At 67.5% G+C, this 25073-nt stretch carries 19 protein-coding genes and 1 pseudogene; 6 read left to right on the top strand and 14 right to left on the bottom strand.

Going from position 1 to position 25073, the window contains the following annotated elements; genetic code table 11:
- The first annotated feature begins 149 nt into the window (after positions 1–149).
- Entirely contained in the window at positions 150–824 is a 675-nt protein-coding gene (locus tag LTV02_RS16990; protein WP_233040923.1) for a GAP family protein, read from the top strand.
- 539 nt (positions 825–1363) lie between these two features.
- Here LTV02_RS16990 and LTV02_RS16985 read toward each other — a convergent pair.
- Genes LTV02_RS16985 through LTV02_RS16975 form a run of 3 tightly spaced genes read right to left on the bottom strand, consistent with a single transcriptional unit; the run spans position 1364 to position 4005 of the window.
- Positions 1364–3265, bottom strand: coding sequence for an alkyl/aryl-sulfatase (locus LTV02_RS16985; RefSeq protein ID WP_233040922.1), 1902 nt, complete (start codon positions 3263–3265; stop codon positions 1364–1366).
- Between the two features lie 60 nt (positions 3266–3325).
- Positions 3326–3646, bottom strand: coding sequence for a DUF202 domain-containing protein (locus tag LTV02_RS16980; RefSeq protein WP_233040921.1), 321 nt, complete (start codon positions 3644–3646; stop codon positions 3326–3328).
- The gene (locus LTV02_RS16975; protein ID WP_233040920.1) at positions 3643–4005 is read right to left on the bottom strand and encodes a YidH family protein; all 363 of its coding nucleotides are present in this window, start codon (positions 4003–4005) and stop codon (positions 3643–3645) included. Before LTV02_RS16975 ends, LTV02_RS16980 begins: the two co-directional genes overlap by 4 nt.
- A 220-nt stretch (positions 4006–4225) precedes the next feature.
- Here LTV02_RS16975 and LTV02_RS16970 point away from each other — a divergent pair, with 220 nt between their 5' ends.
- Positions 4226–4543 (top strand): hypothetical protein, encoded by a 318-nt coding sequence (locus tag LTV02_RS16970; RefSeq protein WP_233040919.1) that lies wholly within the window; start codon positions 4226–4228, stop codon positions 4541–4543.
- Between the two features lie 7 nt (positions 4544–4550).
- On the opposite strand, the gene LTV02_RS16965 is transcribed toward LTV02_RS16970, so the two are convergent.
- The 5 genes from LTV02_RS16965 to LTV02_RS16945 all read right to left on the bottom strand — a co-directional run bounded on the left by LTV02_RS16965 (position 4551) and on the right by LTV02_RS16945 (position 10652).
- Positions 4551–5147 carry a TetR/AcrR family transcriptional regulator gene (locus LTV02_RS16965; RefSeq protein WP_233040918.1) on the bottom strand — a complete coding sequence of 199 codons (597 nt, stop codon included), beginning with the start codon at positions 5145–5147 and terminating at the stop codon, positions 4551–4553.
- Between the two features lie 42 nt (positions 5148–5189).
- Positions 5190–6212: an agmatine deiminase family protein gene (locus LTV02_RS16960; protein WP_233040917.1), complete on the bottom strand. Its 1023-nt coding sequence runs from the start codon at positions 6210–6212 to the stop codon at positions 5190–5192.
- Positions 6212–7192 (bottom strand): nitrilase-related carbon-nitrogen hydrolase, encoded by a 981-nt coding sequence (locus tag LTV02_RS16955; RefSeq protein ID WP_233040916.1) that lies wholly within the window; start codon positions 7190–7192, stop codon positions 6212–6214. The genes LTV02_RS16960 and LTV02_RS16955 overlap by 1 nt, the downstream gene beginning before the upstream one ends.
- A 324-nt stretch (positions 7193–7516) precedes the next feature.
- A complete protein-coding gene (locus LTV02_RS16950) occupies positions 7517–8962 on the bottom strand; it encodes an HNH endonuclease signature motif containing protein (RefSeq protein ID WP_233040915.1) in 1446 nt (481 codons plus the stop codon).
- A gap of 229 nt (positions 8963–9191) precedes the next feature.
- Positions 9192–10652 (bottom strand): ketopantoate reductase family protein, encoded by a 1461-nt coding sequence (locus LTV02_RS16945; RefSeq protein WP_233040914.1) that lies wholly within the window; start codon positions 10650–10652, stop codon positions 9192–9194.
- A 208-nt stretch (positions 10653–10860) separates the two neighbouring features.
- On the opposite strand from LTV02_RS16945, the gene LTV02_RS16940 reads away from it, so the two are divergent.
- The gene (locus LTV02_RS16940; RefSeq protein WP_233040913.1) at positions 10861–11772 is read left to right on the top strand and encodes a LysR family transcriptional regulator; all 912 of its coding nucleotides are present in this window, start codon (positions 10861–10863) and stop codon (positions 11770–11772) included.
- Here LTV02_RS16940 and LTV02_RS16935 read toward each other — a convergent pair.
- The 6 genes from LTV02_RS16935 to LTV02_RS16910 form a co-directional block, all read right to left on the bottom strand.
- On the bottom strand, positions 11769–14405 hold the full coding sequence (locus LTV02_RS16935; protein ID WP_233040912.1) for an NAD-glutamate dehydrogenase domain-containing protein: 2637 nt from the start codon (positions 14403–14405) through the stop codon (positions 11769–11771). The two genes, LTV02_RS16940 and LTV02_RS16935, sit on opposite strands and share 4 nt — an antisense overlap.
- Before the next feature lie 26 nt (positions 14406–14431).
- Positions 14432–15886 carry an NAD-dependent succinate-semialdehyde dehydrogenase gene (locus tag LTV02_RS16930; protein WP_233040911.1) on the bottom strand — a complete coding sequence of 485 codons (1455 nt, stop codon included), beginning with the start codon at positions 15884–15886 and terminating at the stop codon, positions 14432–14434.
- A 70-nt stretch (positions 15887–15956) separates the two neighbouring features.
- Positions 15957–17300, bottom strand: a complete 1344-nt coding sequence (gene gabT, locus LTV02_RS16925) for a 4-aminobutyrate--2-oxoglutarate transaminase (protein ID WP_233040910.1) — start codon at positions 17298–17300, stop codon at positions 15957–15959.
- Positions 17297–18859, bottom strand: a complete 1563-nt coding sequence (locus LTV02_RS16920) for an APC family permease (RefSeq protein WP_233040909.1) — start codon at positions 18857–18859, stop codon at positions 17297–17299. The genes gabT and LTV02_RS16920 overlap by 4 nt, the downstream gene beginning before the upstream one ends.
- Positions 18843–19733, bottom strand: a complete 891-nt coding sequence (locus tag LTV02_RS16915) for a universal stress protein (protein WP_233040908.1) — start codon at positions 19731–19733, stop codon at positions 18843–18845. The genes LTV02_RS16920 and LTV02_RS16915 overlap by 17 nt, the downstream gene beginning before the upstream one ends.
- A gap of 10 nt (positions 19734–19743) precedes the next feature.
- Entirely contained in the window at positions 19744–21183 is a 1440-nt protein-coding gene (locus LTV02_RS16910; RefSeq protein WP_233040907.1) for an aminobutyraldehyde dehydrogenase, read from the bottom strand.
- Between the two features lie 126 nt (positions 21184–21309).
- On the opposite strand from LTV02_RS16910, the gene LTV02_RS16905 reads away from it, so the two are divergent.
- From LTV02_RS16905 to LTV02_RS16895, 3 genes and pseudogenes are all read left to right on the top strand, one after another.
- Positions 21310–22917 (top strand): PucR family transcriptional regulator, encoded by a 1608-nt coding sequence (locus LTV02_RS16905; protein ID WP_233040906.1) that lies wholly within the window; start codon positions 21310–21312, stop codon positions 22915–22917.
- Positions 22918–23001: 84 nt separating this feature from the next.
- Positions 23002–23490: pseudogene (locus tag LTV02_RS16900) on the top strand (Lrp/AsnC family transcriptional regulator).
- 175 nt (positions 23491–23665) lie between these two features.
- Positions 23666–25057: an aspartate aminotransferase family protein gene (locus LTV02_RS16895; RefSeq protein ID WP_408639370.1), complete on the top strand. Its 1392-nt coding sequence runs from the start codon at positions 23666–23668 to the stop codon at positions 25055–25057.
- Positions 25058–25073: the final 16 nt, after the last annotated feature.

Below are 25073 nucleotides of genomic sequence, written 5' to 3'. Positions count from 1 at the left end.
TCGGCGGTGCCCTACCGGCCAGGATGATGGGCACCGAGTCCTTGGTGACTTTCAAGCTATCAGTGCCTTCACCTGATGTACTCACCCGAAACGGGTGAAAGTGCGCCGATAGTTCAGAAATTGGCAAATTCATAGCTATGGTCAGGGTCATGCACAATGCGTTCGGGCAGATCCTCAGTCATGCGGTCGGCGTGGCCATCAGCCCGTTTGCCTTGATCGCCATCATCCTGATCCTGGCCGCGCCGCGCGGGCGCACCAATGCCCTGGCCTTCGGGCTGGGCTGGATCGGTGCGATCGCGGCCGCCCTGATCGCCCTGGTCACCCTCGGGGATGCCGCGGGCGCGCACAAGAACGGGGAACCTGCGAGCTGGGTGCCGTGGTTCCATCTCGTCTTCGGCTGTCTGCTGCTGTTGATGGCCTTGCGGCAGTTGCGAATTCATCAAGCTTGGGAAGAAGGCGGCGAACTGCCGCCTCAGCTGCGCCGCTTCGATGAGTTCACGCCCGCTCGCTGCGTGGCCCTGGGAGCGCTGCTGGCACTGAGCAATCCGAAGAACATCATCCAGATCGCGGTGGGCGGGGTCACGGTGGCCGAAGCCGACTCCAGCGACGTCATCCGCGTTTTCACCGTGGTGATCTTCCTGATCATCGCGTCGCTCGGGGTTCTCATTCCGCTCACCGTGCACTTCTTCGGCGGCGCGAAAGCTCAAGGCACCCTGCACCGCTGGCGCGAATGGACCGTCCGCAACCACGCCGGCATCATGTCGGTGCTGTTCCTGCTGCTGGCGGCCAAGTCGATCGGCGACGGCATCGGCGGCCTGGTGTAACTCCTTTGAGCGGGAACGGCGAAGGGGCTCGGCTGATTTCAGTCGAGCCCCTTCGCACGTTCATTTCGGCGGCGGCGGTGGCGGAGGCGGGGGAGGCGGCGGCCCGGGTTCCACGCTGCCCGCACCGGGCGGCGGCGGGGGAGGAGGTGGCGGGGGAGGCGGCGGTGGCCCGTCCGCCCCGGGTGGCGGCGGCGGTTGCGCCGCGACGGGTGCGGCGAGCGCACCCAGCGGAACGAGCAGCAGCGCCGCGGCGACAGCCACTCTGGCGCGACGAGATCTGCGGAAATCGGTTGAGGATCCACGTAGATCGGACAAGTCGGTCAAACCTCCTACTCTCCGGAAACCGAATCAGTAGTGCATGCCGAACAACGCGCTCAGCGTAAGCGTCCCGGCGAGATGACCCGGTACACGACACACACGAACGCGGCTCCCGGACAGATCCGGGAGCCGCGTTTCACGGGGCTTCGTCCCTGAGACCCGTCTGCCCGCGTGCCGCATTCGGGGTTTCAGGGGCTTACCCCTGAGAGCTACGAGAGTTGTTACGGTGTCACGATCGAGAAGTCCGGATCCGGATTGTCGAACAGCGTGGTCAGCTTGCCGAAGCTCGCCACATCACCCTCGATCTTGATCTTCCCGCCCTGCACCGCCGCCTGCAGATCCTCGCCCGCCAGCAGCACCCCGATCAGCGTCGGCCGATCCAGCGTGAACGACACGTCGGCCGCCGGCAGCCCGTCACCCTCGCGCCGTTCCCAGTGCAGCAGAACGCCATTGCGCAACTGCAACCGCACGGTGCGGTTCTCGTCGGTGAAATGCCAATCGCTGGTGGCCTTCTCGTGCCACGCCTTCGGCCCATCCAGCCGCAGCGCCATACCGGTGAAGACCTGCTCGACGGACAATGCCGCCATGACGGTCGGCGAATTCGGTTCGGTGGGCGTGCCGAACTTCCCGTTGCGCAGCTCGTATGCCCCGGACAGGTAGAAGTTGCGCCACGGCCCGTTCTCCGCGCCGTAGCCCAGCTGCTCGAAGGCATCGGCCTGAAGTTCCTGCGCCGCTTCGTTCTCCGGCTCGGCGAAGATCACATAGTTGACCGCCTGCACCACCCAGCGGTAGTCGCCCTCGTCGAAGGACTGGCGCGCCTTGCGCAGCACCTCGTCCGCGCCGCCCATGAATTCCACATGGCGCCTGGCGTTCTCGACCGGCGGATGCTCCCACAGATGCGCCGGGTTGCCGTCGAACCAGCCCATGTACCGCTGGTAGATGGCCTTCACATTGTGGCTGACCGAACCGTAGTACCCGTGCGTGTGCCAGGCGTCGGCCAGGGCCGGCGGCATTTCCATCATCTCGGCGATCTCGGTGCCGACGTAGCCCTGGTTCAGCCGCCGCAGCGTCTGGTCGTGCAGGTAGGCGTACATGTCCCGCTGCAGCTCCAGGTATTCCACCAGCGTCTCGGTGCCCCAGGTGGGCCAGTGGTGGGAGGCGAACACGACATCGCTGTCGCGGCCGTACAGGTTGATCGACTCGGTCAGGTACTGCGACCACACGTGCGGGTCGCGCACCAGCGCGCCGCGCAGGGTCAGCAGATTGTGCAGGGTGTGCGTGGAGTTCTCGGCCATGCACAGCGCCCGGAAGCCGGGGAAATAGAAGTTCATCTCCGACGGCGCTTCGGTGCCCGGGGTGATCTGGAAGGCGATCTCCACGCCGTCGATGGTCTCGGTCTGCCCGGTGTGGGTGATATCGAGCGTCGGCGCGATCAGCGTGACGGTGCCGACCGAGGTGGTCTGCCCCAGGCCCGCGCCGACCTGACCCTTGGGCCCGCGCGGCAGGGCGGCGCCGTACATGTAGGCCGCGCGCCGCGCCATGGCGGTTCCGGCGAAGACGTTCTCCGCGACCGCGTGCTCCAGGAACCCGGCCGGCGCGATCACCGGAATCTTCCCCGATTCCGCGTCCTCGGTGGTCATCACGCCCATGGCGCCACCGAAGTGGTCCACATGCGAGTGGGTGTAGATCATGCCCTTGACCGGCTTGTTCCCGCGGTGCGCGAAGTACAGCTCCATACCCGCCTTGGCGGTCTCCGCCGAGATCAGCGGATCGATCACGATGACGCCGGTGTCACCCTCGATGATCGTCATGTTCGACAGGTCCAGCCCGCGAATCTGATAGATCCCCGGAACCACCTCGTACAGGCCTTGTTTCACCACCAGCCCGCTCTGCCGCCACAGGCTCGGATGCACCGAGCTGGGGCACGAGCCCTGCAGGAAGCCGTAGGAGTCGTCGTCCCAGACCGTATTGCCCTTGTCGTCCTTGATGATTCCGGGTTCCAGCTTGGCGATGAACCCGCGATCCGCGTCCTGCTGGTCCGTGGTGTTCGCGAAGGGCAGTTCCTTCAGTGCCCGTTCGTTCTGTTCGACGATCAACTTGCTCGGTTCGGTCACTGCGCTCATCTGACTGACCTCCTGTACCTGCCGGCGAACCGGCGTCGGCGAAAACCCAACTTGCGCTTGCTATGTGGCGATCGGATAAAAGATCGCGAGGATCGTGGCGAGGGCGGTGACGGATACCACCGCCGCGGCGGTCGCGGCGATGACCTGCGCCCCGTGTCCCCAATGCCCGTGCTGCAGCGAACGATTGCGGGTGAAGCTGACGCCCGCGACCAGCATCAGCACCGCCGCCGCGCACAATGGCGCGATGGCCGAGTCCCGCCAGCCGCTGAGGGTGGCGTGATTGACGAACAGCGCCGCGGTACCCATGGCCGCGACGGCGGTGCGCCGCCAGGCCAGGGCGGTGCGCTCGGCCGCGAGGGTGTTCGGCGTGGTGGCGCTCATGTCCACACCGTGGCGACGGCCGCGAACACCGCGACGATGGCGATGCCGCCCGCCAGAATCGGCATCAGAATCGTATTGCCCAGCGGCACACCGCGACTCATCCGGTCGGCGACGTCCTTCCAGTGCGTGTACGCCCCGATCGACAGGATCACCGCCAGCACGATGCAGCTCAGCGACAGTGCCCGCCGCACCCCGAGATGATGGAACGGCTGTACCAGCGTGTGCACCGCCACGCCCGCGGCCAGCAGCCCCAGCGCGGTGCGGATCCAGGCCAGGAAGGTGCGCTCGTTGGCGAGGGTGAAGCGGTAGTCGATTTCGACACGCTCCGGCTCGGCCGGTTGTCGCTGCTCGTTGTCCATGATCACCACCTGTCCGGTTTCGCTGCCGCGTTCAGGGTCGAGCTATCGATCAGCAACTGCGATCCTTCCATGCGTTTCCCTGGCGAAACCGGCAGCCCACGCCAATCAGGCAATAGGAATGACCCTTGTCCACATTCTCGTTACTCGCAAACCGGACAACCTCACCCGGATAGGGTGAATACAGAGTTATCGATCTTGCGCGCGCGTACTCTCGCTCGCCATGGTCATGGCTGGATCGCGGGTGGACGAGCGCATCGCAGTTGCGGTGCCGGAACCGGACTACGAGTGGGGCGGGGTGTACGTGGATCGGCTGGCTATCGCCCCGCCGGGCACCGGCCCCTGGCCCGACACCGGCAACCCGCCGGGCTTCGTCCACATTCGTTCGCTGGACTGGTCGGTGCTGGTGGTCACCTGCGCGGTGGTATTCCTGATCGGCATCGTGGCCATGGTCGTGGTCGGCAATGCCGACTTCAAGGACGAACCCGCGCCACCGCCCAGCATCCCCACCGACTGCGAGCCCTTCTGCGCGGCGCACTGACCCCTGGTCAGCTCCGGGTCCGGCTGCGGCCTTTCGCGGGTATCAGCACTTCGACGGCGGCGCGCAACTGTTCACGCGCGCGTTCGGCGCTCAGCTCGCCGGAGAGCCACCGCGCCGACAGCCCCTCGGTCAGTGCGGTGATGGCAGCGGCCACCTGATCGGGCTGCACGGTGTCGAGCACTTCACCGACGGCCTGCGCCACCCGGATGGCTTCCGCGGTCTCGCGCGTCCACTGTTCGGACGTGCGCGCCAGCGGTTCCCGCAACGGCTGCTCGTACACCGCGCAGGCCCGCAGCTCGTTCCACGCCAGCGAGTTCTCCAGCACCTCGGGGGTGTCCTGGATTTCGGCGAGGATGTAATCGACCAGCTGCGTGCGCGAGGACCCCGACCCGCTGGCCGCATTGCGATACCCGCGCGCCTGATCGTTGATATAGGTCAGCGCCGCCGCGAGCAGCCCGTCCCGATCCTTGAAGTGGTAGTAGAGCAGACCCGGAGACACCCCCGCCACCTGGGCGATATCGCTCACCCGCAGTCCCCGCACCCCGCGCTCGGCAATGGCCGTGGCGCTGGCCCGCAGGATCGCTTCCCGGCGGCGGCTGGTCACCCTCGGTACTCCCTTCCTGCCGCCGACGATTCGACGGCCATGCTATCCCAGCGCCGGTTGCTGCTGAGTGATGCAGTGGATGCCCCCGCCCCGAGCGAAGATCTCTCGTGCGTCCACACTCACCACCCGGCGTCCCGGGTAGGCCTCGGCCAGGATGGCGGCCGCCGTCGCATCGCCGGGATCGCCGTAACTACAGGCGATTACACCGTCATTGACCACCAGATGATTGATGTAGCTGTAATCCACCCACCCCTCGTCGTCCCGCAGCACCTCGGGCGCCGGCAGTTCGACGATCTCCCAGGGCTTTCCGTGCACATCGTGCGAAGCCCGCAGCGTAGCCAGCACTTCCGCGCTCACCAGCGCATCCGGATGCGAGCCGTTCCGCTGCGAGTGCACGAGCAGCCGCCCCGGCGAGGGAATCGCCGCCACGATATCGACATGCCCGCGAGTGCCGAATCGTTCGCTGTCCCGGGTGAGTCCGCGCGGCAGCCAGATCACGTGCTCGGCCCCGATGGTGCGCGCCAGCTCCGCTTCGACGGCGGCTTTGTCCAGCCCCGGATTGCGCCCCGGATCCAATTGCACGGTCTCGGTGACCAGCACCGTGCCCTGCCCGTCCACCTGGATCCCGCCGCCCTCGTTGACCAGCGGCGAGGAAATGATCTCGGCCCCCGCCAGCCCGCCCACGAACGCGCCGATGTGCCGATCGTGTTCCCAGGAGGCCCACTCCTGCGCACCCCACCCGTTGAACACCCAATCGACCGCCCCGAGCCGCCCGTCCGCGCCCCGCACGAAGGTAGGCCCGATATCCCGCATCCAAGCGTCGTCCAGCGGTGCTTCCACGATCTCGATCGCCTCGGACAGATAGCGCCGAGCCACCTCCCGATCGGCCGGATCCACCACCATGGTCACCGGTTCGAACTCCAGAATCGCGTGCGCCACCGCCGACCAGGCGACCCGGGCATCGTGCGCGGAGTCGGCGGTCTCGAACGCGGTCCCGCCCTGCGGCGGAAAAGCCATCCAGATGCGTTCCTGCCGAACGGTTTCCGACGGCATCAGCCAGGACATCAGACCTCCGAACCGTAGGGGTGGGCCCGATCCACCGGCGCGGTGAGCCGGGCGTAGGTGTCGGGCCGGCGAGTGGTGTTGAAGGGGAACAGTTCCAGCCAGTCCCGGCGCTGTTCCAGATCGAGATCCGCGACCAGCACGGCGGCCTCGTCACGCGGGGCCTGGACCAGGATGCGGCCGTAGGGGTCGGAGATGAAGGACGAGCCGTAGAAGTTCACGCTGCCTTCGTCGCCGAAGCGGTTCGGAACAACCATGAAAGTGCCCGCGGTGATGCCGTTTCCGACGATCACATGCTGCCAGAGCGGCTGCGTGTCGAAGGCGGGGAAGGACGGCTCGGACCCGATGGCGGTGGGGTACGCCAGGATTTCCGCGCCGCCGAGCGAGTACATGCGTGCGACCTCGGGGAACCATTCGTCCCAGCAGGTCGGGAGACCGATTGCCGCGCCGTCGATTTCGGCCGGACGGTAGATCGGGTAGGCATCGTCGGCCGGGCCCGGACGGAAGTAGGTGTCCTCGTAGTAGCCCGCGGTGACGGGGATGTGCAGCTTGCGGGTGCGGCCGATGAGTTCGCCGGTGGGGGAGACGAGGATGGCGGTGTTCAGGCCCAGGCCGTCTTCGGCTTCGGCGCGTTCGTAGAGCGAGGCGTGGACCAGGACGCCGTTGGCCTTGGCGGCTTGGGCGGCGAAGGTGAAGGTGGGGCCGGAGAGCAGGTCTTCGGCTTGGGCGCCGGGGTTGGCGCTTGCTCGTACGTCGGCGGGGTAGCGGGAGAGGGTGAGTTCGGGGAGGAAGACGGCTTTTGCGCCTTGGTCGGCGGCTATGCGGATGCCCTCGGTGAGGTGTGCTTGGAGTGCTTCGGGGTTCTGCTGCCAGCGGTGTTGTACGAGTGCTACTCGCAGTGGTGGGCGCTTTGGGGCGTGTACTCGGGCGGGGGAGACCGGCGGGGTGAGTGCGGTCTTGAGGGTGAAAGCTGGTTCGGTCATGGCGTACCTCCTGGGGTTGATCTCACCAAAATCTGAAAACTGAGTCAAGAATGTAGTGTGGTTTGTGGGTGGTTGAGGGGATCTTGGCTGGTAGGAGGTGTTCAGAACTGATCTGTGGGTCAGGGCTGGTGTGGGAGGAGTGCAAAGACAAGAGATCAAAAGATGGAGGTGTGGTTGCGTCGTGTGCCCTGCCGGGCCTTAGCTCACGCGACTTGGGAGCCTCTACCTGCGGTTTTCGACGGTAGTGGCTGCACGCATCACCTTTTAGAGATTTTCCGGTTCCGGGCTTTTCCGGTTCCGGGGATTTTCCCGATTCCGGGAATTTCAAGATCTCGGGATGAAGGGGCGTGGGTGGGAGCGCGCCAAGGCGTGTTCCATCATTTCTCCGGCGTGGTGTCTGTGATTCACCTTCGGTGTCCCGGTGGGGTCGATGTGGGCGGGGGCTATCCAGCCGGTTCGTCCGGGGTAGCGTGAATCTTTCGGCATCACAACGGTTTTCCAGCCGCCGGGGCCGTCATGGATCAGGGCGTGACAGCGATCGCAAGCCAAAGTCAGGTTGTTGAGGTCGGTTTTGCCGCCTTTGGACCATTCGGTGATGTGGTGGACTGCGGAGAGTGAGGCGGGGGCATCGCAGCCGGGGCGGGTGCAGCCCTTCTCGGTGGCGATGAGCGCCATGCGTTGGGCGGGGCTGGCCAGGCGGCGAGAACGGCCGAGGTACAACGGCATTCCGGCGGGGTCGACGACGGTGAGGAAGCGGGGGGACTTCGCGGCGGCGAGTTTGACGGCCTGGGCGACCGGGATGGTGCCGCCGGTGGCGGTGGTGGCTACGCCGGAGGCTGCTTCGAGTTGGTCGACGGTCATGGTGATTACGGTGGTGACGGGGAGCCCGCGGTGGGTGCCGAGGCCGTCGAGGGACACGCTCGGGGACAGCAGGGCGAGCAGGGCGTCGTGATTGCGCTGGCCGGTGGTGCGGGTGTCGCGGGCGGCGGCAGCGTCGAGGACGGTGCGGTCGACGGTGTTGTCCGCGTCGGCGGCGGTAGGGCTTTCGGGGTCGGCCGGGTTGCACATGCCCGGGCGGGCGTACTTGGCCAGGACCGGTTCGAGCAGCGCTCGGAGTTCGGGAACGATTTCGCCTTTGAGGGTGGACATTCCGTCCACGCGTTGCTTGCCGAGGGTCAGGTCCCGCACTCGCGCGCGGTCACGTTCGTCGGTGAGGGCGCCGTCGGGATCAAGGCGCGCCAGGATCGCTTCGCCGATCTTCGGCAGGTCATCGGGCGACCCACCCGAGCGCGCGTGAGCGACCAGGATCTGCTCGGCTTCACTCTTGGCTCCGCTGGGCGCTGCAGCAGGAATCCGGTTGAGTACCTTGACGATTCCCCGCACCTGATCGCCCGAGATGTCCCCATCGGCCTGTGCGGCGGCCGCCACCGGCAGCAACGGTTCCCGCTCCACGCCGTGCATATCTCGGAACACCCCGACCTGCGTGGCCGCGTTGACCCGCGCTTTGGCCTCAGCGCGAGACAGTGTCAGTGTCTCAGCGAGAAACCCTGCGGTATTGGCACATCCGGCCCGCGCAGGCATAGACCGATCCGAAACCTCGATAACCAGCCGATGCCCCACCGCTTCGAGCCGCCGCTTGGAAGCCTCGATACTCTTCAACACCGCAGTGATTTCACCATCGGTGAGCGGATTCAACGATGCGGTCAACAGGGAAGCCGCCGCGTCGGCGAAGCCCGCCACCGCGTCGATGAATTCCCCCTGCATCCCCATGCCTACATTCTACGTTCCCCCTCAACGCAAGTGAACGTGAATCACGAAGTGATATAACCCTTTTCATTAGTTGTTGATCTTTAGATCTCTAAATCTTGAAATCTTGAAATCTTGTATCTCGAAATGGTGATGCGTGCAGCCACCACCGTCGAAGACCGCAGGTCGAGGCTCCCAAGTCGCGTGAGCCAAGGCCCGGCAGGCCACCCGACGCAACCACACCTCCATCTTTTCATCTTTGAATCTCTAAACCGCCAGATACAGCCCAAGCCCGGCAGGCCCTCCACGCAACCGCCGACATCAAACCCCGACACCGCTCGAACAACCGAACCAGCGCAGCCCCATGCTCCTCCATAAGCCCAGCATTATTCGCCATAACATCAAGCTCATTCGCCACCGTAATCTCCACGAACGCCCGCAAATCCGCCTCAGCAGGCAAGTATTCCCGCCCACTGAACCGATCCCGGAACACCACCGGCGACCCATCCAACCGCGGGTAAACAACCCCCCGATCGCACCCCGCGTACTGATAAACCAGCGCCTCCGCATGCTCCCCGATCAACTCCACCAGCGCCCCCCGATTCTCCAACCCCAACAGCGCCCGATCGAACCCATCGGTGCCATACATCGCGTGACACATTCCCGCACAACGTATCTCGCGACTCGCACCCCAAGCCGTAAGCATGTCGGCCACCCGAACCAAATGCTCCAGCAACGTTCCACCAGGATGCGGAATCTCCCCCGCCCCATGCCCCCGCAGAAACCGCTCGATCCGATCCCGTTGCGCGACTTCGGATATCAGCCGAGCCGTATGCGGCACCGAAATACCGTGCGCCACCGCCCCCCGCAGCACCGCCCCACCGATCGCGTCGAGCTCCGTGGCCCGCCCCGCCTCCGCATCGCGCTGCATCGACGACTTGGCGGCCTCGGGAAACCCGTCGTATCGAACAAGGATCTGCTCGACTTCCGTTGTCGCACCATGCGCTCGGGCAACCTCCGTGGTCTCGGCGACGACCGCCGCGAGCTCATCCCGGTGATCCGATCGGACAACACCGATAGGAGCACGGTAATGCGTGGTGAGCAGCGCGAACGGCGCCAAGAACGCGAGCTTGTCCCACAATACGGACTTCTCGCCCGGCAGCACCCGGATCGCGAGCCCCGCCCCGGCGAGCAGCCCCGCCGGCCCTGCCAGGCGTTCGGGTGATCCGGCGAGGTCGATTTCGGTGAACGGACTGCCGTGCTCGATGAAACCCGCTGCGGTTCGGGTGGATTCGACACGAATGACCGCGGGAACAACGCGTTCGCCCCCATACCGCGCCTGCAGCAGATCCAGGTGCTCCACACCGTTCAGCAGCGGCACGATCAACGCGGAACCCAGATGCTCGGCGGGCAGCCGATCCAGTGCCGCTTCGAGATTGGTGTGCTTCACGGTCACCAAGCACAGATCGACCGCCTCGCGCAGTCTGGTATCGGCCTCGACCGCAACCGTGAACTCTCCGAACTGCGGGCTGCGCACCTGAATCCCCTTGTCGCGCAGCGTTTGAACGGTAGATTCCCCAGCCACGCAGATCACGCGATGCCCAGCCCGCGCCAGCAGCGCCGCCAACAGCCCGCCGACCCCGCCGGGCCCGAGCACCGCCACCGTGGCCGGTTCGAGAACAGCTTCATACGAGGAAAATCCAGTGCCGTGCACGGGTATGTCCTTTCGGAACGGAGAGGTCGACACCCGCCCCGGTCTCTCCGCCCGGGGCCCGGACTGGAGGAGAAATGGGGACGGGTTGCCGCCGTTGGGCCCGCCTCAATCATCGGCATCACGCGCGGACCCGGTCAATCCTCGGCTTCCCTTGCCAATCCCCAAGATCGAGCTTGCATCCCCCGCCATCTACCGTGAAAGGGTGCGCATGACTATCGATGACCTGCGAGTATTCATGGCGGTCTGTCAAGCGGGCAGCCTCAGTGCGGTGGCCCGCGACCAGTCCTGCACGCAATCGGCGGTGAGCCAGCACGTGAAACGCCTCGAGAAGGCGACGGGCGTCCGCCTGCTGGAACGCCGCCCGGACGGTGTCACGCCCACTCCCGAGGGACTGGTGCTGCTGGCAGCGGCGAGTGACGGCATCGCCGGGCTGGATCTGGCGGTCCGGCGGCTGGGGGAGTTCGCGCGGGGTGAGGCCGGTGCGGTGCGCATCACCACGGGTGCGACCACGATCCGGCATTTCATGTCGACCGCCGTCGCGGAGTTCCGCCGCCACTATCCGCAGGCGACCCTCGATTTCCGGACCATCGTCTCCAGCCGGGATTGCTTCGACGCCCTCACCGCGGGGTCGGTGGATCTGGCCTGGGTGACCATTCACGGTCCCGTGCCCGGGATCGAGCAGCGCCCGGTGCTGGAACTGCCGTGGGTGCTGGCCGTCCGCGCGGACGATCCGGTCGCCGAGCTACCCACCATCGCGCCCGCCGATCTGGCCGGACTGCGCCACATCCGGCTACCCGAGAACTCCGCGTCCCGGGTGCATCTCGACGCCGCACTCACCCGGCTCGGCGTCCATCTCCCTTCGGAAACCGGTGTGACCGACTGGAATACCGCCGTGCTCCTGACGGAACTGGGCATCGGTCACGCCGTGGTCCCGGACCTGCCGTACGAGGCGGCCGGTGCTTCCAGCTCCCCGCTGCGTTTCATCCCCCTGCCCTACCTGCCGCCGCTCCCGGTCGGCTGGGCGGTGCGCCGCTGGGACGCGCTCACTCCGCTGGCTCGCGCCTTCGCCGAACTGGTCGATCACCGGTCCGGCATCCGGCGCGACTGCACTCGCGGCTAGCGGGATTCCTTCCCGGCCGTCACCAGCCGGCGCACCGAATCGGTGAATCGGTCCAGGTCCGAACCGGTTTCGCCGCGGCTGCTGCGGAGCACCCAGGAGATCAGGTGCTCGACCAGTTCGCGCAGGTCGAAGAGGGCTTGGATGCGCTGGCTCTCTGCGCCGGGACGATTGCGGCAGTCGGTCCAGAGCGCGTCGAGATCGAGGACGCCGCGGACGGTTTCGTAGGCGCGGGCGACGTCGGCGGTGCTGACGCCGAGGCGTTCCTGGAGGCGGAAGATGGTGCCGGGGCCGATGCGGTTGATGAGTTCGTCGGCCACGGTGGTGGCGATGATCTCGCGGCGCAAGGGGTGGGCGTCGATGAGGTCCGCCGCGTGGGCGGTGACCGCGTCCGGGAAGTAGTCCCGCAGCCGGGGTGCGAACGCGGGATCGTCCGGCAGCGTCGAATCCAGGAGCTCGCGGCTGACGAGATTCTTGGAATGCGCCAGCAGCACAGCGATTTCCGGCCGGGTGAGGCCCTCGCCCGCCTGGGTGCGGCGATGCAGTTCCGCGTCCGACGGCAGGCCGGCCACGCCGGGATCCATACCGGCTTCGTCGCGCAGGTTCGCGATCAAGCGAATGTGGCGCTCCAGCAGGTATTTCGCGCGATCGGCCGCCAATCCGATGGCCAGCACCTGATTGTCGCTGCGCTCGAGCACCCGGGCCGCGACGTCGTCGGTGACCTCCGCGAGCAGCGCGTTGCGCTTGTCGGCGCTCAAAGCGCCCGCGCGCACGCCGGAATCGAGGGCAATCTTGAGGTTGACCTCCAGGTCGGAGGTGGCGACCCCGGCCGCATTGTCGATGAAGTCGGCATTGATCCGCCCGCCGCGCAGGGCATAGCCGATGCGGGCGTGCTGGGTGAAGCCGAGGTTGCCGCCCTCGCCGACCACGGCGCAGCGCAGGCGCGAGGCGGGCACCCGGACGCGATCGTTCGCGGGATCCTGTGCGTCCACATCGGTTTCGTGATCGGCGCGCACGTAGGTTCCGATGCCGCCGTTCCACAGCAGGTCGACCGGCGCGCACAGGATGGCCCGGATCAGCTCGTCCGGGGTGCACGAACTCTGTTCGATGCCGAGCCGAGCGCGCGCCCGCTGGGAGAGCCGGATGGACTTCGCGGTGCGCGGCCACACCCCGCCGCCGTCGGAGATGAGCGCGGAATCGTAATCGGCCCAAGAGGATCGGGGGAGCTCGAACAGGCGCCGGCGTTCGGCGTAGGAGCTTTCCGGGTCCGGATCGGGGTCCAGGAACACGTGGCGATGGTCGAAGGCAGCCACCAGTTCGATATTGCGGGACAACAGCATTCCGTTGCCGAAGACGTCCCCGGACATGTCGCCGATCCCGGCCACGGTGAACGGCTCGGCGTCGATATCGCGTCCGGCTTCGGCGAAGTGCCGCCGCACCGACACCCACGCGCCCCGGGCGGTGATGCCCATCGCCTTGTGGTCGTATCCGGCCGAACCACCGGAGGCGAAAGCGTCGCCGAGCCAGAAGTCGTATTCGGCGGCAAGGGAATTGGCGAGGTCGGAGAAACGCGCGGTGCCCTTGTCGGCGGCCACCACCAGGTACGGGTCGGGCCCGTCGTGGCAGACGGTGTGCTCGGGATGGCGCACTTCGCCGTCGACGATGGTGTCGGTGAGGTCGAGCAGCCCGCGCACGAACACCCGGTACCCGTCGGCGGGCTCGAGCGCCGCATCGCGAATCACGAACGCGCCCTTGGCTCCCGTGGGCACGATCGGCGCGTTCTTCACGGTCTGGGTCTTCACCAGATCGAGCACTTCGGTGCGGAAGTCCTCGGTGCGATCCGACCAGCGCAGGCCGCCGCGCGCCACCGCTCCGGCGCGCATGTGAATGCCTTCGACTTCTTCTGAGTGCACGAAGATCTCGCGATACGGCACCCACGGCCCGGGCGTCGCCAGCCGTGAGGAATCGATCTTGAAGGCGAGTCGCGGCCGGGCCTGTCCGTCCGTATCGACCTGGAACCAGTTGGTGCGCACCGTGGCCAGCACGAATGCGCGCAGCGCCCGCCGGATGCGATCGTCGTCGAGCAGGTCGGCGCCCTCCACCAGTGCGTCGACCTCCGCCAGCGCGGCCGGTTCGTCACCGCCGCCCGCCGGATCGAAGCGGGCACGGAACAGGGCGATGATCGCACGCACGAACTCCGGGCTGCGGGTCAGCGAATCCACCACGTAGGTCTCGGAGTATCCCCAGCGGGTCTGCTTCAGGAATCGGCAGGCCGCGCGCAGCAGAACCGTTTCCCGCCAATCGATTCCGGCCGTGGTGATCAGCCGGGCGTACCGGTCCGCCCGCCACCGTCCGGCCGCCGCGGCCGCGCAGGCCGGGGCGACCGAAGGAGGTAAGGCCTCGGGTCCGGTGTCGAATTCGAAAGCGTGGACCGTTTCCGTCTCGCCCGTGAGCTCGTGATGAGCGGCCACCCGCAGTCCGAAGCTCTCGAACATGGCGCACACGTCGGCGAGTACGCGCGGTGCTCCGGGCCAGGCGATGGTGGCCCGCAGGCCGAGTTCGCCGTGCCCGAAACGCACACGGGGGGAAGGGTTCTCGACGGCTGCGCGCCCGGCGGCGCGCACGGAGACGGTCATGGTCCTGCTTTCTCTGGGTCGATCGGTCAGGGCAGTGCGATGTACTTCGTCTCGAGGTATTCCTCGATGCCCTCGGTCCCGGCTTCGCGGCCCAGGCCGGATTCCTTCACACCGCCGAACGGTGCGGCGACGTCGGAGATGATGCCGCGGTTGACGCCCACCATCCCGGATTCGAGGGCTTCGGCCACGCGCAGCGCGCGGTCGAGGTCGCGGGTGTAGATGTATGCGGCCAAACCGAATTCGGTGTCGTTGGCGGCGGCGATGCCCGCTGCCTCGCCGTCGAATCCGGTGATGGCGGCGACGGGGCCGAACACTTCCTCGCGCAGGATGCGGGCGTCGGCGGGGACGTCGGAGAGCACGGTGGGCTCGTAGAAATAGCCCGCGCCCGGCACGTCGGCGCCGCCGGTGGTGATCTTCGCGCCCTTGGCGACCGCGTCGGCCACCAATTCGGCCACGGAGGCACGCTGTTCGGCGGTGATGAGCGGGCCGACCTGGACGCCGTCGAGATGGCCGGGGCCGATCTTCAACGACCGCATGCGCTCGGTCAGCCGCGCCGTGAACTCCTCGCGCACGGCATTGTCGACATGGAAGCGATTGGCGGCGGTGCAGGCTTCGCCGATATTGCGCATCTTGGCGGCCATCGCGCCGTCGATCGCGGCGTCCAGGTCGGCGTCGTCGAACACCACAAACGGGGCGTTGCCGCCGAGTTCCATGGACGTGCGCAGCACCTTCGAAGCCGATTGCGCGAGCAGGATCTTGCCGACGCCGGTGGATCCGGTGAAGGTGACCTTGCGCAGCCGGTCGTCGGCGAACATGGGATCGGTGAGCTGGGCCGCGCGCGAGGTCGGCAGGATGGACAGCACGCCCGCGGGCAGGCCGGCGTCGGCGAACACCTGACCCAGCAGCAGCATGGTCAGCGGCGTCTCGGCGGCGGGCTTGACCACCATGGTGCAGCCGGCGGCGAACGCGGGCGCGATCTTGCGGGTGCCCATGGCGAGGGGGAAGTTCCACGGCGTGATGGCCAGCGCCGGGCCGACGGGCTGTTTGGTGACGAGGATGCGCCCGGTGCCCGAGGGGGAGTGGGTGTAGCGGCCGTTGATCCGCACCGCTTCCTCGCTGAACCAGCGCAGGAATTCGCCGCCGTAGGTGACCTCGCCCTGCGCCTCGGCGAGGGGTTTGCCCATTTCGAGGGTCATGAGCAGCGCGAAGTCGTCACGCCGCGCCATCACCAATTCCCAAGCGCGCCGGAGGATCTCGGCGCGTTCCCGTGCGGGTTTGGCCGCCCAGCCCGGTTGCGCGGCCACCGCGGCATCGAGGGCCAGCTTGCCGTCCTCGGCGGTGGCATCGGCGACTTCGGTCAGCACCGCACCGGTAGCGGGGTCATGCACCGCGAAAGTGCCACCGCCGCTCGCGGTGCGCTGCTCACCACCGATCCACAGTCCGGTCGGCACGCTGGCGAGCAGGTCGGCCACGTCACGCATCGTTGTATCTCTCCCGAGTTGTCAAAGGGTTCTTCGTCATTCCGGCCCGCGTTCAGCCGGAATCCACACGTCAGGCCGCGAGTGTCCGCACGACGTCCGACAGCACGCTCACACCGTCGGCCAGCAGCTCGTCACCGATCACCAACGGCGGCAGCAAACGGATCACATTGCCGTAGGTGCCGCAGGTCAGCAGTACCACGCCACGCGAAAGCGCTTCCGCCGCAATGGCCTTGGTGAGCACCGGATCCGGCACCGTGGTCCCGGGCCGCACGATCTCCACCGCCAGCATGGCGCCGCGCCCGCGCACGTCGCCGATCACGCCGGTCTCCTCCGCCAGCGCCCGCAGCTGCGGCACCACGGCCGCTTCGATGGCTCGCGCCCGCGCCGGCAGATCCAGTTCCTTCATCACCTCGATGGTCGCCAGCGCCGCCGCGCACGCCACCGGGTTGCCGCCGTAGGTGCCGCCCAGCCCGCCCGCGTGCACCGCGTCCAGCAGATCGGCGCGACCGGTGATGGCCGCCAGGGGCATGCCGCCCGCGATGCCCTTGGCCATGGTGATGATGTCCGGCACCACGCCCTCGTGCTCACTGGCGAACCAGGCTCCGGTGCGGGCGAATCCGCTCTGCACCTCGTCGGCGATGAACACCACGCCCTTGTCCTTGGCCCAGGCTGCGAGGGCGGGCAGGAATCCCGGTGCGGGGACGATGAATCCGCCCTCGCCCTGGATCGGCTCGATGATGATCGCGGCGACGCTGTCGGCCCCGATCTGGGTTTCGATCTGCGAGATCGCCCGCTGCGCCGCCTCGGCCCCGGTCTGCCCGGCTTTGTCGCGGTAGGGGTAGGACATGGGCATCCGGTAGATCTCCGGTGCGAACGGCCCGAAATGCGTCTTGTAGGGCATGGATTTCGCGGTCAGCGCCATGGTCAGGTTGGTGCGGCCGTGGTAGGCGTGATCGAAGGCGACCACGGCCTGCCGTCCGGTGGCCAGGCGGGCCACCTTGACCGCGTTCTCCACCGCTTCGGCACCGGAATTGAACAGCACCGAACGCTTGTCGTGATCGCCCGGGGTGAGCGCGGCCAGCTCCTCGGCCACCCGCACATAACCCTCGTACGGGGTGACCATGAAGCAGGTGTGAGTGAAGTGCGCGGCCTGTTCGGCCACCGCCGCCGCGACCTTCGGATGCGAGGCGCCGACATTGGTGACCGCGATGCCCGAACCCAGGTCGATGAGCGAATTCCCGTCCACGTCCACGATGACGCCGCCGTCGGCGTCGGCCGTGTACACCGGCACCGACGAGCCGACCCCGGCGGCGACGGCGGCCTTGCGGCGGGCGGTCAGCGCCGCCGAACGCGGCCCCGGCAGCTCGGTGACGAGCTTGCGCTGCTGCGGTAGCCGGTAGGTGAGGGCGGTCATCGGAGGTTGCTCCCTGTCTTGTCGATGGATGAGGTGGTGTCGAGATCGCTCGCGACGAGCGGAAGGGTGTTGCGGCGGAAGAACTCCGGATTGCGCCAGCGCGCCACCGCCATCAGCGCCACGCCCAGCAGCAGGATGCCGAAGCCGAGGTAGAAGACCAGGCCGATGCCGCCGATGGCCGCGCCGCTGCCGTTGTCCGGATCCATGCTCTCGCGCACCGACACCACGAACACGGCCAGCAGCATGAGCCCGCCGAGTACCGGGAACAGGCCCTTGAACACGAAATTGCGGACGCTGGAGAACAATTCGCGGCGGAAGTACCAGGTGCAGGCGAAGGCGGTGATGCCGTAGTACCAGCAGATCATGATGCCCAGCGCCGCCACGGTGTCGAGCAGCACGCGTTCGGACAGCAGCGACGCCACCGTGTAGAACACCCCGGTCACCACGCCGGCCGCGACGGTGGAGAAGGTCGGCACCAGGAAGCGCGGGTTCACTTCGGCGAACTTCTTCGGGAAGGCGCCGTACACGCCCATGGCGAGCATGGTGCGGGCGGCGGGCAGGAAGGTGGTCTGCAGGCTGGCGGCCGAGGAGGCCAGGATGGCGAGCAGCAGCAGCGGTCCGGCCCAGCCCAGCACGGGATCGGCGAGCGCGCCGAACACATTGTCGGCGTTCTCCTCGTTGCCCAGGCCCACGCCGCTGTCGCCGACCCCGGCGTACATCATGACCGCCACGGTGACCAGCAGGTAGGTGGCCAGGATGGACAGCACGCACAGCAGTCCGGCGCGGCCCGGCACCCGCTTGGGGTCCTTGGATTCCTCGCCCAGCGTCAGGCAGGTGTCCCAGCCCCAGAAGGCGAAGATGGAGCCGGTGACGCCGATCATGAAGGCGCTCAGGGTGATTCCGGTGAACGGATCGAACCAGTCCAGGTCGAAATGCAGCTGGGCGGGTGCGTTGCCGCGGCTCACGTGCACCAGCGCGGTGATGGCGAAGGCCACCAGCACGACCATCTGGAAGCCCACCAGCACGTACTGCACGCGTTCGCTGGTGGTGATGCCGCGGCCGGCCACCACCGTGGCTATCGCGACGAAAACCAGTGTGGTGACGATGTTCACGAGCTTGTTGTCGGCCAGTTCGGCGAGGCCGGGACTGCCGAATATCCGGCCGAGGAACAGGTAGAAGAACTCCACCGCGATGGCCGCCAGATTGGACAGCACGATGATGGTCGCCATCACCATGCCCCAGCCGCACATCCAGCCGACCATGGGCCCGAAAGCCTTGGTGGACCAGGTGAACGACGCCCCGCAATCGGGCATGCGCGAGTTGAGTTCGCGATAGGCGTAGGCGGTCAGGAACATGGGCACGAAGCCGGCGATGATGATGGCGGGCATCTTCAGCCCGACCGCGGCCACGATCAGGCCGATGCTGGCGGTCAGCGTGTAGCCGGGGGCGACCGTCGAAATCCCCAGTACCGCACCGGAAAAGGTGCCGATCTTGCCCGCCGCGAGACCTTTGGCGACGGGTTCGATCTCTACTCGGGGCGGTTCACTGGTGACGCTCATCGATTTCCTCCTTGGGGACCACGACCATCGGCACCTGGAGGACTCTGAGCATCTTCGCTGCGGTGGATCCGAGGAACAGTTTTCGAGGTTGGGCGAGGCGGCTGGAGCCGACCATGATCAGGTCGCCGTCGTGCCAATCCAGGCGATTGACGGCGGCTTCGACGGAGGGACCGTCGACGGTCATCGACGTGACCGGGAATCCTTCGGGGAGCGCGGCTTTCGCCTCCACCAGGGTGAGTTCGGCGTGCGCGACGGCGCGGTCGCGCACCGATTCGGGAGTGTCGTCGCTGCGGCGGGGCGCGTGCGCGTCCAGGGCGACCAGCGAGACCAGGCGCAGGGGCGTGCCGGCGGCGGCGCTGGCACGCACCGCCAGATCGAACAGCAGATCCGCGCCCACCCGGTCGCCGATCGCGCAGGTCACCTCGCGCACGGTGGCGACGGGGGAGTTGCGGGTGCCGCGCGGCGCGAGGGCCAGCGGCACCGGCGCGGAATGCAGCAGTTCGCTCGCCACCGAGCCGATGGCGTGCCGGCCCAGCAGTCCGTCCCCGGCCGCCCCGACCACGATGGCCAGGGCGTCCAGGCGAGCGACTTCGTCGATCAGGCCCGCGGCGAATGATTCGTGAAAGCTGATGTGCCCCTCGGCTTTCACGTCGTCGGGCACCGAGGCCACCGCGTCGGCCAGCCATTGGCGGGCCTGCACTGTGAGCATGTCGTCGTAACCGTCATTGGGCACCAGTCCCGGGACCAGGCGGTCCGGGGTGAGCACCATGCAAATGTCCAGTTGGGCGTCCAGGGTCCGGGCCAGCCGGACCCCGAGGGCCAGACCGTCCTCCCCGCTCGGTGTGGCCAGATACCCGACTATCAGTCTCCGCATACTCGTCCGCCTACTCGTGTGCGCTCATGACGTGCTTGACGCGGGTGTATTCCTCCACGCTGTACACCGACAGGTCCTTGCCGTAGCCGGAGTACTTGAACCCGCCGTGCGGCATCTCGGCCACCAGCGGGATGTGGCAGTTCACCCAGACCGCACCGAAATCCAGTGCGCGGCTGAAACGTTCGACGGTGCCGTGGTCCTTGGTCCAGACGCTGGCGGCCAGGCCGTAGCGCACGCCGTTGGCCAGGGCGATGGCCTCGTCGGAATCGGCGAAGGACTGCACCGTCAGCACCGGGCCGAAGGTCTCCTCCTGCACGATGGGATCGTCCTGGCGCACGCCGGTGATGATGGTCGGCTCCACGTAGAAACCCGTTTCGCCCCAGCGGTTTCCGCCGGTGACCACCTTGGCGTGCGCGGGCAGCGCGGCCAGTTTGCCCATGACGGCGGCGAAGTGGTTGACATTGTTGAGCGGGCCGTAGAAGGCGTCCGCGTCGTCGGGGCGGCCGGGGCGCAGGGTGTCGGCGGCGGCGGTCAGCGCGGCCACGAAATCGTCGTGGATGGATTCGTGCACCAGCACGCGGGTGGCGGCGGTGCAGTCCTGGCCGGCATTGAAGAACCCGGCCTGCGCGATGCCCAGCGCCGCCTTCTCGATGTCCACGTCGGCGAACACGACAACCGGCGCCTTGCCGCCCAATTCGAGGTGGGTGCGCTTGAGCTGATGCGACGCCGATTCGGCCACCGCCATGCCCGCGCGCACCGAACCGGTGATGGACACCAGGCCGGGGGTGGGGTGCGCGACCAGTTCCGCGCCGGTGCCGGCGTCGCCGAGCACCACGTTGAACACCCCGTCGGGCAGGATGTCCTTGCTCAGCCGCGCCAGCACCAGGGTCGATTCCGGGGTGGTGTCGCTGGGCTTGAGCACGATGGTGTTGCCCGCCGCCAGCGCCGGGCCGATCTTCCAGATCGCCATCATGAACGGGTAGTTCCACGGAGTCACCTGTGCGACAACGCCGATCGGCTCGCGGCGCACATACGAGGTGAAGCCCTCCATGTACTCACCGGCCGCCCGGCCTTCCAGCACCCGCGCCGCGCCCGCGAAGAACCGGATCTGGTCCGCGCCCACCGCGACCTCTTCGGCGGCGACCATGGCGTGCAGCTGCCCGGTATTGCGGGACTGCGCGGCCACCAGTTCGTCACTGTGCGCCTCGATGGCGTCGGCCAGCTTCAGCAGTGCGGCGGCCCGCACGCTCGGGGTGGTCTTGCCCCAGGTTTCGAAGGCGCGTTCGGCGGCCGCCATGGCGGCGTCGACATCGGCGCGGTTGGAGATCGGGGCGTGTCCGACGACCTTCTCGTCGACCGGGCTCACCAGGTCCAGGGTGCGCGTGGCGGAGGATGCCACGAATTCGCCATTGATGTAGTTCTCGAGCACAGGACTCGTCTTCGACGTCACCTGAGTTCACCGTCCATCCGTGTGTGCGGGGTGCGGCACCAGTGTGCGCTGCGACACAGCTCGAACGCTCGTGCCGAGTTGGTGAACTACTCGGCCCGATTTCGACAATCTGTACACTGCGGTTCGATGCCTGTTTCCATTGGCTGGGTACTAGCCCAGCCCGAGCTAGCGGTTCGGCTGCGCGGCGGCGCGGCCGGTGTGGACCGCGAAATCGATCTCGTCGTCACCACCGAGCTGGAGCGCCCGTACCCGTGGCTCTCCGGCGGCGAACTGGTCCTGACCACCGGCATGCGTTTGCCGCCCGATGCCCAGGGGCGGACCGCGTACGTGCGCGGCCTCGCCGAATGCGGGGTGTCCGCGCTCGGCTTCGGCGTGGGGCTGACCCACGCCGAAGTCCCGCCCGATCTGATCGCCGCCGCGGACGAGATCGGCATTCCCCTCATAGAAGTGCCGCTGTCCACCGCCTTCGCGGCCATCGTCAAACGGGTCAGCGCGCGCAGCGCCGAACTCCAGTACGACGCCGTGCTGCGCGCCTCGCACGCCCAGCCCCGCATGACCCGCGCGCTCATCAAATCCGGCGCGCACGCCATCGTGCGGGAACTGGCCGCGTCGCTGTCGGCCACCGTGGTGGTCCTCGACCCCGCGGGTCTGGTGATCGACTGCGTCCCAGCCGAATTGGATCCCGCCCTGCTGTCCCGGGTACGCGGCGCGGTGGCCGGCGGCACCGCCAGCGGCGTACGCACCGAGACCTCGGGCAGTTCGGTCACCCACCAGCGGATCGCCGTGGGCCGCAGTCATTACGGCGATCTGGTGGTGGTCACCGCCACCCCGCTCGGCCATGTCGATCAGATCCTGCTCGGTCACGCCAACTCGCTCCTGGCGCTCGACTTCGAGAAACCCGCCCGCCTGCGCGCCGCCCAGCATCGCCTCAACAACCACGCGCTGGGCCTGCTGCTGGGTGCGGACACCGATCCGGATCCGGCTTGGGAACAGCTGGCCGATGCCGCCGACGCCCACGGCCGCATCCGGGTCCTGCTCGCGGCCTGTGACACCGATGCCGCGGCGGCGGCGGTTCGGACGGCGCTCGAGGACGTGATTCTCGCGGCCGGTGATCCGCTGTTCCTGCACGCCGCCAGCCGGGAGGTACTGGCGGTACTGGCCGCCGACACCGCGATTCCGCGTGAATTTCCCCGTGGCGCCGGGGATTCCGGCATCGATGCGCACGACGGCGGGTCCGTGGAGCCGCTGCCCGCACGGGCGGCCGACGCGCCGTCGCGGGGACGTTCGACGATCGGTTTCCCGATCGCGCTGCGCAAGCAGGTGCGGCTCGGAGTCAGCGCCCCGCATGCCGTGCGGGAGTTGGCGGATGCCGTGGCGGGTGCGCGGCTCGCCGCGTCGGCGGCCGAACGGGGCGGCGCGGCAATGGAATTCAGCGCGTTCTCCGGCAGTTCGCTGCTGGCCTTCGAGTCCACCCGCGAGGTGCTCGGGGCCATGGCGCGGACCGCGCTGACGCCCTTGGTCGAGCACGACCTGCTGCACGGCACCGATCTGCTCGGGTCACTGCGCGCGTTTCTGGAGGCCAACGGGCAGTGGGAATCGGCCGCGGTGGTCACCGGGGTGCACCGGCATACGCTGCGCAAGCGGATCGCCACGGCGGGGGAGCTGCTGGGGTGCGATCTCGACAATGCCCGGGTGCGCGCGGAACTGCTGCTCGCCATTCTGGCCCGAGGCTGAGTCGGCACTCCTGCACGCAACAGTGCGGAATCATTACTGTCAACCGGCAAGGTCTACGGATTTCGTCGCGTGTAGCGTGTTCGAGTGTTGCTATCAGTAGTCGAACCGGGATCCGGAGAGGAGGTCGACCGTGTTGGACGACACCGCCAAGCGCATCATCGCCCATTTGCAGGAAGACGGCCGCAAGCCGTACGCCGCCATCGGCAAGGAGATCGGCCTGTCCGAGGCCGCCGTGCGGCAGCGGGTGCGAGCGCTCACCGACGCGGGGGTCATCCAGATCGTCGCCGTCTCCGATCCTTTGCAGGTCGGGCTGTCCGGCAGGCCATGGTGGCGCTGACCGTCGACGGGCCGACCGGTCCGGTCACCGAGGCGCTGGTGGGCATGAACGAGATCAGTTATGTCGTCGAGTGCGCCGGCCGCTACGACGTGCTGTGCGAGGCCGTCTGCGCCGACGACCACGAGCTGCTGGAGCTGGTATCCACTCGCCTGCGCGCCCTGCCCGGCGTACGACGTGCGGAAATTCTGGTGTACCTGGCGCTGCGTAAGCAGACCTATCGCTGGGGCGCACGCTAGACGCTACGAAATCCGAAGCTGGTAACCCAGATTTAATGGACTTTCGGTTGTAAAGTGAACTATCAACAACTGAATCGGTTGCAAACCGGTCGGTAGCTGTGGGATAAACGGAATGTCGGCAAACCCGCGAACCAACGCCGGAGCCACCCGATCCCCCGTCGAGGAGTCAGTTCACATGACCGCCACCATCGAGCCCAATACCACCGCCGCGTCGAAGACCTCCCGCGTCGTTCGCGACAACCTGTGGATGCACTTCACCCAGCAGGACGCGCAGTCCGGCGCGGACACCCCGGTGATCGTGCGCGGTGAGGGCGCCTACGTCTACGACGACACGGGCAAGCGCTACCTGGACGGTCTCGCGGGCCTGTTCGCCGTGCAGGTCGGTCACGGCCGTGAGGAGCTGGCCGAGGCCGCTGCCCGCCAGACCCGGGAGCTGGCCTACTTCCCGCTGTGGGGTTACGCGCACCCCACCGCCATCGATCTGGCCGAGCGGCTGGCGCATCAGGCTCCCGGCGATATCAACAAGGTGTTCTTCACGGTCTCCGGCGGCGAATCGGTCGAAACCGCGTGGAAGCTCATCCGCCAGTACTTCAAGCTGATCGGCCAGCCCACCAAGCACAAGGTGATCAGCCGGTCCATGGCCTACCACGGCACCTCGATGGGCGCGCTGTCCATCACCGGAATCCCCGGCGCCAAGGCCGATTTCGAGCCGCTGGTGCCCAGCACCATGCGGGTGCCGAACACCAACTTCTACCGCGCGCCCGAGCACGCGCCCACCGACTACGAGGCCTACGGCCTGTGGGCCGCCGACCGCATCGAAGAAATGATCATGTTCGAGGGCCCGGAGACGGTCGCGGCCGTGTTCCTGGAACCGGTGCAGAACACCGGCGGCTGTTTCGTGCCGCCGCCCGGCTACTTCCAGCGCGTGCGCGAGATCTGCGACCGCCACGGCGTGCTGCTGGTCTCCGACGAGGTCATCTGCGCGTTCGGCCGGCTCGGCTTCGACTTCGGCGCCAAGAAGTTCGGCTATCAGCCTGACATCATCACCACCGCAAAGGGTTTGACCTCCGGCTACGCCCCGCTGGGCGCGGTGCTGGTGAGCGACCGCATCGCCGAGCCGTTCCGCAACGGCGCGACCTTCATGCACGGCTCCACCTACGGCGGGCATCCGGTGGCGTGCGCGGTGGCCATGGCGAACCTGGATCTCATGGAGCGCGAGGACCTCTATGGTCACGTGCTGCGCAACGAGGGCGCGTTCCGCTCCACCCTGGAGAAGCTCTACGGCCTGCCGATCGTCGGCGAGGTGCGCGGCGACGGGTTCTTCTGGGCGGTGGAGCTGGTCAAGGACCGCGCCACCAAGGAGAAGTTCACCGACGCCGACGCCACCCGCATCCTCAAGGGGCACGTCTCCAAGGCGCTGTTCGAAGCCGGCCTGCACTGCCGCGCCGACGATCGCGCCGAACCGGTCATCCAGCTGGCCCCGCCGCTGATCTGCGAGCAGCAGCAGTTCGACGAGATGGAACAGGCGCTGCGCCACGCCCTGACCGGGGCGTGGAAGCTCATCTGAGTTCGCTGTCGGAGCC

Origin of the sequence: Nocardia yamanashiensis (assembly GCF_021183565.1) — a bacterium.
GTDB lineage: Bacteria > Actinomycetota > Actinomycetes > Mycobacteriales > Mycobacteriaceae > Nocardia > Nocardia yamanashiensis.
Note: the sequence above shows the minus strand (reverse complement) of the source record. Positions and strands in the feature narration are given on the sequence as shown.